Genomic DNA, 13,453 nt, shown 5'->3' on the forward strand with positions numbered 1-13,453 from the left:
CGCCTTGGATCGGCAAAATGCCGATTTGTGACATCAGTTCAAATGGTTACGTTTTCAAGCCGAGGAAAGTGTGACGGGGAGGAGGTGGGCGCTCTGGCGATAAAAATAGCGGCCATAAAAAATGCCGGTCAGGTGACCGGCATTTGGCGTTTCAGGCATCGTCGTCACATCAGACGGTGAAGAACTTGAAGTTGACGAAGGCCACCGCGATGAAGGAGGCAACCATGCCGCTGATGCAGAGCACCGCAGGGCGGATGGCGGGCCAGCGATGGGTCAGCAGAATGATGGCCAGCAGGGTCGGGTAGAGCCCGAACATGTAGCGCGGCATGGCGTTGAGGCCGGTCATCAGCGGAATGGTACAGCAGATGAACATCAGGGTCGCCTCGGCCCAGCGCTTCTGGCTGAACAGGTAGCCGTTCAGACACCAGCCGAAGATCACCATGATGGAGAGGTAAGCCTTGCGGCCGCCCAGCTCGAAACCGCTCAGCCACCAATCCAGCGGGCTGTCCATATAGCGACCCCAGGCCACCTGAATGTGCTTGAAGGCCATCGCATCACCGGTCAGGTGATAGAGGTAGAGCATGTAGGCAAACAGGCCGAACGGGATCATCCAGAGGGTGAACACTACCTTGAAGGCCCGCTCGGTGAAGCGGAAAAATTCCCGCCAGCCGTAGGCTTGCAGCGCCAGGATCAGTACCGGGAACACCATCATCACGCCCAGATTGCGGGTGGCGGAGATACAGACCCCCAGCACGGCCACCATCAGCCACTGCTCCCGATAGGCGAACAGGAACATCCCCAGCATCAGTGCCATAAAGGTCGACTCGGTATAACCGGAGACGAAGTAGGCGGAGAAGGGGGAGAAGGCAAGCAGCCATACGCCGAAGCGGGCGGTATCGTCACCCAGCTTGAGCTGACGCAGCACCAGCAGCATCAGCGGCAGGCTGGCGAAGAAGGAGGCGTTGGCCACAATGATGAGGCCGATCAGGCTCTCGACATTGAACAGGTTGGAGATGGCACCGGAGACCATCGGGTAGAGCGGCATAAAGGCCCAGTTGGCCGCATTGCCCTTGCTCAACCAGCGCGGGTAGAGGTCGTAGCCGTTCTCGATGATGCGCTGGAACCAGACGCAGTCGAACTGACAATAGGCCTGCAGCGGGCCGATATCGGGGGAGCCATAGAGCTGGACACCGAAGTAGCCCATGCCATACAGCGCTATCCGACTCAGCATGAAGGCGGCGATGATCATCAGCCAGTCACGGCCGCTGATGCGCAGTGACGGGCGATAGGGGAGTGCAGCCCCGGTTAGCGGGGCAGTATTGATCATATCATTCATCAGGCAAAAACCCAGACGCGAGAGAGAACGTAAGTGAGGACGGTAACGGTCAGGGTGGCGATGACCACCGGCAGCAGACCGGAGAGCCCCGCAAACAGCAGGCCGCTCAGGATCAGGTTACGCACCGCCAGCGAGAAGAGGGCGACCAGCAGAAACTTGCTGGCGGCTCCCTGCTTCTGGAAGGTGATGTAGCGGTGACCAAAGAAGGAGAACCAGAACGCGATGGCAAAAGCCAGCGTGGTAACCAGGTGCTCCGAGATGGTGGGCCAAGTATGAAACAGTGCGATGGAGGTGCCAAGGTCGACGAGGGTTGCCCCCCCGCCGACAAAACCGAAACGTACCAGCCGCCAGAATTCCTCGCGGGAGATCATTGAGGCGCTTGCTCCTGCTGCTCTTGCGGGTGGTTGTCAGCGCTCTGCGGTTTGGCCGCATCCTGCTTGGCATACTGGCCATAGACCCCTTCAATGAGGTAGACCGGGCGCTGTTTCACTTCCACGAACATGCGGCCGATGTATTCGCCGATGATGCCGAGCGACAGCAGCTGGATACCACCGAGGAACAGCACTACGGACATCAGGGAGGCGTAACCGGGCACGTCGATGCCGAAGAAGACCACTTGGGTCACGATCTTGAGGATGTAGAGGAAGGCGACGAAGGAGACGCCAACACCCACATAGCTCCAGACCCGCAGCGGCCAGCTGGAGAAGCTGAGCAGACCGTCGAGGGCGAAGTTCCACAGTTTCCAGTAGTTGAACTTGGTTTCACCGGCGTGACGGGCCGGGCGCTCGTAGGGGACGCCAACGGCACGGAAACCGGCCCAGGCAAACAGACCCTTCATGAAGCGGTTGCGCTCCGGCAGCAGCTTGATCGCCTCGACCACGCGACGGTCGATCAGGCGGAAGTCACCGGCGTTCTCCGGCAGCTTGGTGCTGGTGGAGAGGGCGTTGAAGAAGCGGTAGAAGCCACCGGCCGTCACGCGTTTCATCGGGGTATCGGCGCTGCGATCGACGCGGATGCCGTAGACGGTGTCATAGTCACCGGTCTGCCACAGTTTGACGAACTCCAGGATCAGGGCGGGCGGGTCTTGCAGATCCACGTCCATCGGCACGATGGCATCCCCTTTGGCCTGATGCAGACCGGCGGTCAGGGCCGCCTCTTTACCGAAGTTACGCGCCAAGTTGACCAGGGTCACGCGCGGGTCACGGGCGATGGCCTGTTCGACCACTTCACGGGTGCGGTCACGGCTGCCATCGTTGACGAATACAATTTCAAGCTGGTCTTTCAGCGGGGCCAGTTCGTTGTCTATCGCGTTGATGAAGGCATCGATGCTCTCTTCCTCGTTGTAAACGGGAACGACCAGAGAGAGTCGAAAATCTGGATGCGACATAAGAACGTCCTTATTTGGGATAGTTGTTTTTATAAAATGGTATTCGGGGCAAGGATCACTGGGCTACGGTCAAACGTACCGACTGCACATTGATGGGGGTCGGTGCCGAGAGCGCCAGAAAATTGGGGCGCTTGGGATCTGCCGTGAGCGAGTCACCGGGCAGACTGAGACGGATTTCGTTGATACCCGCCTTGGCCAGTTTCACCGTGGTGGTGAAGTCGTGACCCAGCGCCACTTTCAACAGGGCACCGGCTTCCGGGCTGTTGATGCGGGCCTGTACGGTAAGCTGATCCGGATTGGCCGCCTGCTTGGGCAGCACAAAGTAGAGACCGCCCTGACCGCTGAGCAGGGTGCCTTCATCGCTCGGCTTCTTGGCCCAGCCTTCGCTGGAGAGGAAGCGGCTCGGCTTGGTCAGATTGAGCTCGTTACCCGGCTGATAGGTCATGCTGGAGTTGTGTTCCCAGAAGCGGGTCTTGCCTTCCAGATAATAGAGTTTGTAGGCCAGGCTCACGTTGGGGTGAGCAGCCAGATAGAGGGTGTAAAGATAAAAACCGCTTAACGCCAGAATGGCAGTCAAAAAACCGAACTTTTTGTACGTCATATCACTCTCTACGCCTGACAGAATTGGTAGGCCGATGTCGCGCATATGCTAATCCAATTGCAAAAAAAGCATAGTGGATCACAAAAAAATATTTGGTCACATATTAACCCTTTTTTCCCCCTGTTCCAAACGTTGCTGTTTGCTGGTCAAACAAGGCTGGCGGGGCGCAAGTCGCCAGTGGCAAGGGGCGCTCCGGCAGGTGGTTTGGCAGATGGAGATGCTTTGCTGCGTCATTTTCTAGCGGATGCGATAGTCAGCTGGCCTCTATCGCCATTTTGCAGGGGGCGATTTATGATGACTCACCTTTTCGTCAAGGATGACCTATGAAGTGGCTCTCCCTCTCTCTGCTGTTTGGATTATGGGCGCCAATGGCCTTTGCCAAGGCGCTTTGCCCCGAGCCCATTCAGGTCGGTTACGATAACTGGCCCCCCTACCATTACTATGAGCCTGACTCACCGCAACAGGTGCGCGGTTATGCCGTCGAGGTGCTGACGGCCGTGCTCACCGCCATGCACTGCAAGGTCAACTATGTGGAGCTGCCCTGGAAGCGGGTACTGCACGAGATGGAGTTCGGCGAGATAGACATGGCAATGGAGGCAAACATCAACGATGAGCGCGCCCGTTATGCCTGGTTTTCCGACTCCTACAACCCGGGACGCACCTTGCTGTGGGTCAGCAAGGGCAGCCACTATCCCGAGCAGGATCTGGCGAGCTGGCTGGCCAAGGGTTACTCCCTCGGCGTTACCAAAGAGTACTTTTATGGGGATGAGGTGATGTCGCTGCTCGGCCGATATGCCAAACAGGTGAGTGCGGTAAGCGACAAGCAGAATTACGAGAAGCTGGCCCGCAGGCGCATCGACGGTTTCCTCGGCGACATGCTGGCGACGCCCAGCGCCCTCAACAAGGAGGGGCTGAGTAGTCAGTTTGTAGCTCATCCCATGGTGGTGTATGAATCGCCGAGCTTTTTCATGTTTAGCAAGCGCAGTATTTCGCCGCAGTTCTTGCAACAATTCAACCAGAGGTTAGCCGCGTTCAAGGAGACGGATGCCTATGACATTATCTGGCAACGTTATGGCCCCGGGCGCTAGCAAAGTATTGGCCGTTCACGCATCATGAGCGGCCTGAGCATCGGGTCTGCCGGTCAGGCCTGACAGAGTGAACAAACCGTTTTGAGGTATTCATGGGGATGAAGTATTGGCTGGCTCTTGCCAATCTGGTGTGGCTGGGATGTTTGCCCGCCGGCGCGGTACATGCGACCGAAGCACAAGTAGTGGTGGCGGCCAGTGAAACCGGGCATGACTGGTATCAGGGCCGTCAGGCCGAACAGGCCCGTGTCGAGCTGGAGCAGCAGTTGCAAGAGGCTGTGCTGGCTCAGCTGCACCCCGATTTTTTCACCTTGTGGAAGCGCCTGCAGGCCGCCCCTGCCGCCAAGCGTGGCGCCATCTATGATGACATTTTTGCCAAGCTGAGCCGTTTCCAGCATGCCTGGCGGGGGATGGATCTGGTCTCTCGCGAGCAGATGAAGACCCTCAAGCTCGATTTGAATCGCCCTGTGGTGACCAAGCCCGGCAGTGATGACCTGCTCACCCAGGTGAAATCCCTGCGTCCCCAGGTGGCGGAATACGAGGCGGTGCGGGCCAAAGTGCACAAGCTGCTGGCGATGCCGATGGCCAGCAAGTGGCCGACCCTCGATATGCCGACTCTGCGGGCAGGAGAGAGCTCAGCCGAGCTCGGCCAAATCCGCGCCATGCTCAACGAGCTGGGCGACAGCGCCCCGAGCCATGGTGATCTGATTTACGATGGCGATACCGAGCAGGCCATCAAACAGTTCCAGCGTCGTCATGGTCTCACCGCAGACGGCATTATCGGTCGTCAGACCCGCTCCTGGCTCAATACCGGCCCGCAAGTGCGCGCCAGCTTGCTGCTGCGCAACCTGTGGCGTCGCGATCTGGTGGATCAACTCGCCGCTGGCCGCTACGTGCTGGTCAATATTCCCGACTACCGCTTGAGCGTGGTGGAGTCCGGCAACGAGGTGTTTACCAGCCGGGTCATCGTCGGCAAGGAGCAGCGCGCCACTCCCATTCTGGCCAGCGAAATTCGCTCCATCGTGCTCAACCCCTCCTGGCATGTGCCGCGCTCCATCCTGAGCAAGGACATCCTGCCCAAGCTGGGTCGCGATCCCGCCTATCTGAGTCGCGAGCAGTTCGAGGTGATCGACAGCGAGGGCAATCCGGTCCAGTTCACCGAAGAGGGGTGGCATCAGGCGCTGGCCGCCGGTTTCCCCTATCGCCTGCGGCAAAAGCCGGGTGATCACAATGCCCTGGGTCGCTACAAGTTCTACCTGCCCAACAATGATGCCATCTATCTGCACTCCACCCCGCGCAAGGCGCTGTTCGAGCAGGGGGCGCGCGCCTTCAGTTCGGGCTGCATCCGGGTGGAACATGCGGACGATCTGGCCGAGCTGTTGCTGGCCGATTCCCGCTATCAGCCGGATAAGGTGGCCAATATCCTCAAGGAGAGCCAGACCAAATGGTTGCCGCTCACCACGCCGATCCCGGTCTTTACCGTCTACTGGAGCAGCTGGATCGACGAAAATGGTCGCCAGCAACTGCGTAACGACATCTACGGATTTGATCGGGTCAGCTTCCAGAGCCGCCTGCTGTGATCCCAGCCACAGAGTGAAAAGCCCGGCCTGTGCCGGGCTTTTCTATGGGCGATTGAGGTTTGACAGGGCCCCCCGCCGGAGGGTAGTTTCAAGCGCCTGTATGACATTCACTCAGTGAGCTTATTCACCTATTTTCGCTTGAATCTGCGATGGACGAACCCCTTATGCTGGAACAAGAGATAAGTCGACGTCGCCTGTTGCTGGGAGCCGGTTGCCTGCTGGGCAGCTCGCTGATCTCCTTCCCTGCACTGGCAAGCCGCAGTACCACCGGGCGTGAACTCAGTTTCTTCAATCTCAATACCGGCGAGCGGGTGCGCGCCAGCTATTGGGAGAACGGCCACTATCTGAGCGACGGATTGGCCGAGCTCAACCACATCTTCCGCGATTACCGGCGCAATGAAGTGTTCAACATCGACAAGAAGCTGTTTGATCAGCTGTTCCTGTTGCAGCACAAGCTGGGTCGGCGCAGCGAAATTCAGCTGATATCCGGTTATCGCGCACCGGCGACCAATCGCCAAAAGCGCCACAAGAGCCGCGGCGTGGCCAAGCACAGCTACCACACTCTGGGGCAGGCGGTGGATGTGCGGATCCCCGGCGTACAGCTGGCCCATCTGCGCAAGGCGGCCCTCAATCTCAAGGTGGGTGGCGTCGGCTACTATCCCCGTGACAACTTCGTTCACCTCGATACTGGCCCGGTTCGCAGCTGGTAAAGGGGTTGGCAAGCTGCCAAGCTCTTCCCACCAGTGAGGAGATAGCGATGAAAAAGATTGTGATTGGCGGCCTGATCGCCCTGTTGTTGACCGGTTGCAGCAAGCTCAACCGTGAAAATTACGACCAGTTGAAGATGGGGATGAGTTACGCCGAGGCCAGCACCATTCTGGGCAAGGCGGAGCGTTGTGATGATGCCTTGGGCACTACCAGCTGCCTCTGGGGCGGGGAAGGGAAGAACATCAAGATCCGCTTTATCGCCGACAAGGCGACCTTTTTCAGCTCGGAAGGGATTAACTGAGTCGCAGACCGTCCATGAAAAAAGCGCCGCTCGGGCGCTTTTTTGTTGCTCGCAATCCAACCCGTCTCGCCAGAAGCTGGCGTACTCAGTGGGTCGCGTACTGGTAGTTGAAGGTGGGCAATCCCCACTTGAAGCGTACCGCCAGCAGCCGCAGGACAAAGCCGATGCCGATGGCGCCGAAAGCCGCCCAGTCGTTAGGCAGGCCCTGATCCAGTGCCAGACAGTAGAGCGCGGCAGTGATCAGCGAAATGGCGGCATAGAGCTCGCGGCGAAACACCAGCGGAATGCGCTGGCAGAGCAGATCCCGCAGGACGCCGCCGAAGGCCCCCGTCACCACTGCCATGATGCAGGCAATACCGGCACCGTGGCCCATATCCAGCGCACGGGCCGCGCCGAAGATGGAGAAGACCACCAGCCCCAGCGCATCGAGCGCCATGAACAGCTTGCCGAGATAGCGCATCAGGGGGGCGGAAACCACCCCCGCCATCGCAGCGGCGGCAACCAGCAGCACATATTCCGGATGCTCAATCCAGAGCAGCGGATAGTGGCCCAGCAACACATCGCGAATGGTACCGCCACCGATGGCCGTCGCCGAGGCGATGATCACCACCCCAAACAGATCCATCCGTCGCCGACCCGCGGCCAGCGCGCCGGTCATCCCTTCGGCCACCAGGCCCACCAAGAAGAGTGCATGTAACATGAGATATCCCAGGGAACGAGAAAGGCCCGCATCCTACCAACTCGTGTCATATGGGACAAGCGTTCGAATACATGCATTAATTTAATTCATGCTAAATGCGAAAAAGGCACCGTTTCGGGTGCCTTTTTCTAATCAATGATCAAGGATTAGCGGCCTAACTGCTGCTGCCGGTAGTGATCGACCCACATGGCGGTGGCGCCACAGATGGCGACCGGCATCACAAAGAGGTTTACCACCGGAATGGCGGAGAAAAGGGTGACCAAGGCGCCGAAGCTCAGGCACTTGCCACGACGCTGCTTCAAGGCATCGCGCATGGTGATGAAGCTTATCTTGTGGTTGTCGAACGGATAGTCGATGTACTGGATCGCCATCATCCAGGCGCTGAACAGGAACCAGAGCACCGGCGCCAGGGTCTGGCCCACCACCGGGATCAGGAACAGGATCAGGCAGCCGATGGCCTTGGGCAGGTAATACTTCAGCTTGGTCCATTCGCGGCCGAAGGTGCGCGGCACATCCTTGACGATATCCAGCATGCCGCTGTCATTGGCGGGTTGGCCGGTGAGGATCTGCTCTACTTTCTCCGCCAGCAGGCCGTTGAAGGGGGCGGCTACCCAGTTGGCGACCGAGCTGAAGATAAAGGAGAACACCACCAGGATGGTGATGAGGGCGATGGGCCACAGCAGGTAATCCAGCCAGTCGAGCCAGGCGGGGATCTGCTGATGGAGCCAGGCGAACAGGCCGTCGAGCTGCAGCAGCAGGGCGTAGAAGGCCCCGGCGAACAGCACGAAGTTGACCAGCAGGGGGATCAGCACAAAGGTGCGGATGCCCGGTTGGCGAATAAGGGAAAACCCGCGCAGGAAGTAGTCTGCACCGCTGATTGAATCTTTGACCATATGGGGTGATTGGCTCATGTGAGCTCCATCTATGCATGGGAGAACTGCCAGCATATTACAAACAAGCCTTTGATTTGGTAAAGTCGCCGACTATTCCTTATTTCGTGCCGTGGCGACTGAACATCGGGCATTGGATGGGGATGATGCCTGCATATTACAAACAAAGCCGGGTCTGGATTTGGTAAAGTCACCTGCCCGCCTCCTCTTTATTTAGCCACTGATACAGGTCGCCATGCGTCTGAAACTGATCAAACTCGCCGGCTTCAAGTCGTTCGTCGAGCCGACCCGCATCGAACTGTCGGCAGACATGACCGCCGTGGTGGGCCCCAATGGCTGTGGCAAATCCAACGTCATCGACGCGGTGCGCTGGGTGCTGGGGGAGAGCTCCGCCCGCCATCTGCGCGGCGAGAACATGACCGATGTCATCTTCAATGGCTCCATCAACCGCAGTGCGCACGGGCGCGCCTCGGTCGAGCTGGTGTTCGACAATCCCCACAACCGGGTGCCCGGTGAGTTCGGCCGCTTTACCGAGATCTCGGTGCGCCGCGAAGTGCTGCGCGACGGCTCCAACCACTATCAGATCAATGGCCAGAAGTGCCGCCGCAAGGATGTCACCGACCTCTTCCTCGGCACCGGCCTGGGCCCCCGCAGCTACGCCATCATCGAGCAGGGCACCGTCAGCCGACTGGTGGAGTCGCGCCCGGCCGATCTCAAGCTCTTTATGGAAGAGGCTGCCGGGGTCTCCCGTTACAAGGAGCGGCGCCGCGAGACCGAGCAGCGCATTCGCCATACCCAGGAGAATCTGGAGCGCCTCGGCGATATTCGCGGCGAGCTGGGCTCGCGCCTCGATCACCTCAAAGCCCAGGCCGAGACCGCCGAGCGCTACAAACAGCTCAAGAGTCGTTCGCGCGCTGCTCGCGCCGAGCTGATTGGCTCCGAATTGTGGGCGCTGGAGACGCGCCTCGGCGAGGCCAAAAGCGAGCTGGCGCAGGCCGAGCAGGCGCTGGCGGCGCTCGATGCCAAGCGTACCGCCGATGAGGGGCGCCACGTCACCCTGTCGGTCGCCAGACAAGAGGCGCAAGCCGAGCAGGCGAGCCGCCAGCAACAGATTTTTCTCGGCGGGCAGGCCATCGCCCGTCTCGAACAGCAACAGCTGCACCAGAGTGAACTGGGGCGCGACTGGCAGGCCCGTGCTCAGGCGCTCGGTGAGCGGATCGCCACCCGCAAGGCGCAGCTTGCCAGCCAGCAGGATCAGCTGACTGAAGGGGTATTGCGCGCCGAGCAGGAGAGCGCCCGGCTGGAGCAGTGTGAGCAGTTGCTCACCGATCAGCAGGAGGCCCGCCAGCAGGCCAGCGAAGGGCTGGAGCAGGCCCGTCTGCGCCAGCAACAGTGGCAGCAACAATTGGCCGGGTTGCAGGGGCAGCTCAACCAGACCCGCACCCGCTTGGGTGGTTTGCAGGAGCTGCAAGCCAAGACCCGGCTGGCCCGTCTCAAGCTGGAAGATGAACGCGCAGGCCCCCTTGGCGCAGAGGCTGACGATCTGCAACCGGCCCTCGATGCCCTGAGTGGTGAGCTGGAGCTGACGCGGGCTGCCACCGGCGAGCTGACCGAACAGCTGGCGCAAGCGGTCGAGGCCCATGAACAACTCAAGCAGCAACATGGCCAGCAGCTGAGCCTGCAACGGGAGCTGGAGGCGCGGCTGGCGACCCTGGATCAGATCCTCGGCGAGCAGATGGAGGGGGCGACCCTGGCCGATCGGCTGCAGGTTGCCCCCGAATGGGCACCGGCGCTCGACAAGGTGCTGGGCCGCTGGCTCACCGCAACCCCGGCGGACGAGTGCAATCTGGCGCAAGAGGGGCTCTGGATTGGCCCGGCGCAACCGGCGGTTGCCGGTACGCTGGCGGCGCAACTGGGCGGCGAGCACATTCCCGCCTTCCTCAATGCCATCTGGCTGGTGGAGAGCCGGGAGGCAGCATTGGCCCGCCAGCCAAGCCTTGCGGCCGGTGAGTCGGTACTGACACCTGCTGGCGACTGGCTGGGGCCCAACTGGGCCGATCTGGGGCAGGGCGCGGCGCTCGGCACCATGGCGCTGCTCGGTGAGCGTGAGCGGTTGCATACCGAGCAGGAGAAGGTTACCACGGGGCTGGCACAGCTGACCGAGCAACTTGTCGCAGCCGATGCCCGGCGCGCCCAGCTTGCCAGCGCGCAGGAGTTGTCGCAGCGAACCTTGCGCGAGCAAGAGCAGAAATGGCAACAGCTGCGCGAAGCCTGGAGCCTGCAACAGGGTCAGCGCCAGGAGCGGTTGCAGCGGCTCGGTCAGCTCGGCGAAGAGCTGATCCGGCTCGATCAGGAGCAGGCCGAAGAGGCAGAGCGGCTGGCCAGCGCCCGTGAACAACTGGAACTCGATGAGGCGCGCCTTGCCGAGTTGCAGGAGCAGGGGGAGCCGCTGACACAAGCGCTGCAGGTCGCTCAGGATCAGCTGACCCGCTGCGAGCGGGCGGTCGAGGAGGCGCGTGTGCGCCGCGAGCAGCAGCAAGCAGCCTGCCAGCGTTTGCAACTGGAGCTGGGCAATCTGCGCCAACTCATTACTCTGGGTGAAGAGGAGCTGGCGAGGCTCGGACTGGAGCTGGCCGGGCTGAAAGGGCCGGATAGCGAGGCGGTGCCGGATCTGGCACCCCTGCTGGCCGAGCAGCGCAATCTGGAGGCGCAGCAACTCGCCTGCCATCAACGACTAACCGAGCTGGAGCGCCAATTGAGCGAGCTGGATCAGGCCAGAAGTGCCGATCACAAGCAGCTGGTCGTATTGCAGGAGAAGCTGGCAACCCTGCGCCTTGAGCGCGAACGCAACCTCACCCGTCGACAAGGGTTGCACGAGCAGTTCGAAGAGCTGGGGGTGAGGCTGGTTGATCTCGATCAGGCGGTGCTGATCGCCGCAGATCGCGGCAAGCTGCGCCAGGAGATCCAGACCCTGGAGGCGCAAGTAGAGGCGCTTGGCGCCATCAACTTGGCGGCGCTGGAGGAGTATGAAGAGGCGAAAACCCGGTCAACCTATCTCGAAAATCAGTGTCAGGATCTCGAGCAAGCACTGGAAACCTTGAGCCAAGCCATTAAAAGAATTGATAAAGAGACACAAATACGGTTCCGGGACACTTTCGATAAGGTCAACGAAGATTTAAAATCCCTGTTTCCAAAAGTGTTCGGTGGGGGCAGTGCCTGGCTTGAGTTGACCTCCGATGATCTTTTGGAGGCCGGAGTGAGCATCATGGCGAGACCTCCGGGTAAGAAGAATGCTACCATTGCCCTGCTTTCCGGGGGGGAGAAGGCGTTAACCGCGCTTGCGCTGGTTTTTGCCATCTTCAGACTCAACCCAGCACCTTTTTGTCTGCTGGATGAGGTGGATGCACCGCTCGATGAAGTGAACGTCGGTCGTTTCTGTTCTCTTGTCAAAGAGATGTCGAGCACAGTACAGTTCGTTTACATCAGTCATAATAAGGTCTCCATGGAGATGGCTGAGCAGCTGGTTGGCGTCACGATGCAAGAGCCCGGGGTTTCTCGCATTGTGTCGGTCGATATCGGTGAAGCCGTCGCTTTGGCTGAGCAAAACTAGAAAGAGAAGCAGCTAATGCAGGAATTGCGTTACATCTTGGTTGCCCTGGGCGGTATTGCTATTGCGGCATTGCTCATTCACGGGTTGTGGAGCAACAGAAAAAATCGTCAGGCACCGATCAAAGAGAAACCGATTGGACGGATGGACTCCAAGTCGCGGGATCGTGATAACGACGCCTTCGACAGCGATGGCATCGGCCAGGTGCGCGTGGTCAGTGGTGGCCGTCGTGCCGAGCCCAAGCTGCGTAGCGAAGAGAGCCGCCAGCCGGAACTCGCTCGTCGCCCCGCCGTACCCGCCTTTGATGATGAAGATGACGAGGACGATCTGCCGCCGCCCGTAGTGCGCAAGCCTGCTGCCCGTCCGGTTCCGCCGCCTCCTGTCTATGAAGAAGAGGAAGCGTTCGACGAACCGCAGCCCGAGGAGATCGACGAGGCACCTGCCGCACCGGTGCGCAAGCCTGCACAGGTCAATCGTCGTACCCCGGTCTACCGTTCCCGTGCCCAGCGCGAGCCCATGATGCAGTCGCTGGACGACGAGCCGCTGGTCGAGCCCGCCTACGCGACCGCCCCGACCTTCGGTGCCCGTGCCGAGACAGTCCGTACCGCTGACACCGTTCGTGCCGAGCCGGTGCGCGCTCCCGAGCCGGAATATCAGCCGCAGCCCCGTCATGTGGCCCCCGAGCCTGTTTATGAAGAGCCGGTCTATGTGGCACCTGCTCCGGTGGTTGAAGAGCCGCGCATGGCGCCCCAACCGGTCGAGAAGATCTGGCAGGATGTCTATGTCATCAACCTGATGGGCCGTCCGGGTCACGACTTGCAAGGTGCAACCCTGCTCTCGTCCCTGATGGCGCTGGGCTTCAAGTTTGGCGAGATGGATATTTTCCACCGTCACGAAGATCCCAACGGCAAAGGTGAAGTGCTCTTCTCCATGATCAACATGGTCAAGCCGGGCACCTTCAACCCGTACCGGATGGAACAGTTCACCACACCGGGTGTCTCCCTGTTCATGCAACTGCCGCTGCGCAGCAATGCCGCGTTTGCCTTCGAGGACATGCTGCAGGCTGCCGATCAGCTGGCCAGCGATCTCGATGCCATGCTGACAGATATGGATCGCAGCCCGCTGAGCGACGAGACCATTGCCCGTTACCGTCACGAGCTGGCTGCCTACGAGGCCAGTCGCGACTAAATACGCCATGCGGGTCGAGTGAATAAAAAGTGCGGTACCCTGGTACCGCATTTTTGTTTCTACCCCGGCC

At 60.2% G+C, this 13,453-nt stretch carries 12 protein-coding genes; 6 read left to right on the forward strand and 6 right to left on the reverse strand.

Features of this window, described 5'->3' with window-relative positions:
• Window positions 1-169: 169 nt before the first annotated feature.
• Genes BSP75_RS18335 through BSP75_RS18350 form a run of 4 tightly spaced genes read right to left on the reverse strand, consistent with a single transcriptional unit; the run spans window position 170 to window position 3,324 of the window.
• Window positions 170-1,336 (reverse strand): hypothetical protein, encoded by a 1,167-nt coding sequence (locus tag BSP75_RS18335; RefSeq protein ID WP_075114160.1) that lies wholly within the window; start codon window positions 1,334-1,336, stop codon window positions 170-172.
• On the reverse strand, window positions 1,336-1,707 hold the full coding sequence (locus tag BSP75_RS18340) for a GtrA family protein (RefSeq protein ID WP_005338463.1): 372 nt from the start codon (window positions 1,705-1,707) through the stop codon (window positions 1,336-1,338). The genes BSP75_RS18335 and BSP75_RS18340 overlap by 1 nt, the downstream gene beginning before the upstream one ends.
• The gene (locus tag BSP75_RS18345; protein WP_075114161.1) at window positions 1,704-2,723 is read right to left on the reverse strand and encodes a glycosyltransferase family 2 protein; all 1,020 of its coding nucleotides are present in this window, start codon (window positions 2,721-2,723) and stop codon (window positions 1,704-1,706) included. The genes BSP75_RS18340 and BSP75_RS18345 overlap by 4 nt, the downstream gene beginning before the upstream one ends.
• 55 nt (window positions 2,724-2,778) lie before the next feature.
• Window positions 2,779-3,324 carry a hypothetical protein gene (locus BSP75_RS18350; protein ID WP_041202288.1) on the reverse strand — a complete coding sequence of 182 codons (546 nt, stop codon included), beginning with the start codon at window positions 3,322-3,324 and terminating at the stop codon, window positions 2,779-2,781.
• A 323-nt stretch (window positions 3,325-3,647) separates the two neighbouring features.
• Between BSP75_RS18350 and BSP75_RS18355 the strand changes: the two genes are divergently transcribed.
• From BSP75_RS18355 to BSP75_RS18370, 4 genes are all read left to right on the forward strand, one after another.
• Complete coding sequence (locus tag BSP75_RS18355; protein ID WP_075114162.1) at window positions 3,648-4,412, forward strand: transporter substrate-binding domain-containing protein; 765 nt, start codon at window positions 3,648-3,650, stop codon at window positions 4,410-4,412.
• A gap of 92 nt (window positions 4,413-4,504) precedes the next feature.
• Window positions 4,505-5,989 carry a L,D-transpeptidase family protein gene (locus BSP75_RS18360; RefSeq protein WP_075114163.1) on the forward strand — a complete coding sequence of 495 codons (1,485 nt, stop codon included), beginning with the start codon at window positions 4,505-4,507 and terminating at the stop codon, window positions 5,987-5,989.
• 164 nt (window positions 5,990-6,153) lie between these two features.
• Window positions 6,154-6,699 carry a DUF882 domain-containing protein gene (locus BSP75_RS18365; RefSeq protein ID WP_033136140.1) on the forward strand — a complete coding sequence of 182 codons (546 nt, stop codon included), beginning with the start codon at window positions 6,154-6,156 and terminating at the stop codon, window positions 6,697-6,699.
• 47 nt (window positions 6,700-6,746) lie between these two features.
• A complete protein-coding gene (locus tag BSP75_RS18370; protein WP_005338457.1) occupies window positions 6,747-6,998 on the forward strand; it encodes a hypothetical protein in 252 nt (83 codons plus the stop codon).
• A gap of 85 nt (window positions 6,999-7,083) precedes the next feature.
• Here the strand turns inward: BSP75_RS18370 and BSP75_RS18375 are convergent, their stop codons facing one another.
• On the reverse strand, window positions 7,084-7,698 hold the full coding sequence (locus BSP75_RS18375; RefSeq protein ID WP_042058557.1) for a trimeric intracellular cation channel family protein: 615 nt from the start codon (window positions 7,696-7,698) through the stop codon (window positions 7,084-7,086).
• 146 nt (window positions 7,699-7,844) lie between these two features.
• A complete protein-coding gene (gene cysZ, locus BSP75_RS18380; protein ID WP_042657995.1) occupies window positions 7,845-8,609 on the reverse strand; it encodes a sulfate transporter CysZ in 765 nt (254 codons plus the stop codon).
• A gap of 214 nt (window positions 8,610-8,823) precedes the next feature.
• Here cysZ and BSP75_RS18385 point away from each other — a divergent pair, with 214 nt between their 5' ends.
• Window positions 8,824-12,198, forward strand: coding sequence for an AAA family ATPase (locus BSP75_RS18385; RefSeq protein WP_075114164.1), 3,375 nt, complete (start codon window positions 8,824-8,826; stop codon window positions 12,196-12,198).
• A 15-nt stretch (window positions 12,199-12,213) separates the two neighbouring features.
• Window positions 12,214-13,383 carry a cell division protein ZipA gene (gene zipA, locus BSP75_RS18390; protein WP_075114165.1) on the forward strand — a complete coding sequence of 390 codons (1,170 nt, stop codon included), beginning with the start codon at window positions 12,214-12,216 and terminating at the stop codon, window positions 13,381-13,383.
• Window positions 13,384-13,453 lie beyond the last annotated feature (70 nt).

Source organism: Aeromonas sp. YN13HZO-058, from assembly GCF_001921245.1.
Lineage (GTDB): Bacteria > Pseudomonadota > Gammaproteobacteria > Enterobacterales > Aeromonadaceae > Aeromonas > Aeromonas allosaccharophila.

Excerpts from the sequence above, each read along its gene's own strand:
- BSP75_RS18375 (WP_042058557.1), bottom strand. The coding sequence starts at position 7,698 with ATGTTACATGCACTCTTCTTGGTGGGCCTGGTGGCCGAAGGGATGACC.
- zipA (WP_075114165.1), top strand. The coding sequence starts at position 12,214 with ATGCAGGAATTGCGTTACATCTTGGTTGCCCTGGGCGGTATTGCTATT.
- BSP75_RS18385 (WP_075114164.1), top strand. The coding sequence starts at position 8,824 with ATGCGTCTGAAACTGATCAAACTCGCCGGCTTCAAGTCGTTCGTCGAG.
- BSP75_RS18365 (WP_033136140.1), top strand. The coding sequence starts at position 6,154 with ATGCTGGAACAAGAGATAAGTCGACGTCGCCTGTTGCTGGGAGCCGGT.
- BSP75_RS18370 (WP_005338457.1), top strand. The coding sequence starts at position 6,747 with ATGAAAAAGATTGTGATTGGCGGCCTGATCGCCCTGTTGTTGACCGGT.
- BSP75_RS18350 (WP_041202288.1), bottom strand. The coding sequence starts at position 3,324 with ATGACGTACAAAAAGTTCGGTTTTTTGACTGCCATTCTGGCGTTAAGC.
- BSP75_RS18345 (WP_075114161.1), bottom strand. The coding sequence starts at position 2,723 with ATGTCGCATCCAGATTTTCGACTCTCTCTGGTCGTTCCCGTTTACAAC.
- cysZ (WP_042657995.1), bottom strand. The coding sequence starts at position 8,609 with ATGAGCCAATCACCCCATATGGTCAAAGATTCAATCAGCGGTGCAGAC.
- BSP75_RS18355 (WP_075114162.1), top strand. The coding sequence starts at position 3,648 with ATGAAGTGGCTCTCCCTCTCTCTGCTGTTTGGATTATGGGCGCCAATG.
- BSP75_RS18360 (WP_075114163.1), top strand. The coding sequence starts at position 4,505 with ATGGGGATGAAGTATTGGCTGGCTCTTGCCAATCTGGTGTGGCTGGGA.
- BSP75_RS18335 (WP_075114160.1), bottom strand. The coding sequence starts at position 1,336 with ATGAATGATATGATCAATACTGCCCCGCTAACCGGGGCTGCACTCCCC.
- BSP75_RS18340 (WP_005338463.1), bottom strand. The coding sequence starts at position 1,707 with ATGATCTCCCGCGAGGAATTCTGGCGGCTGGTACGTTTCGGTTTTGTC.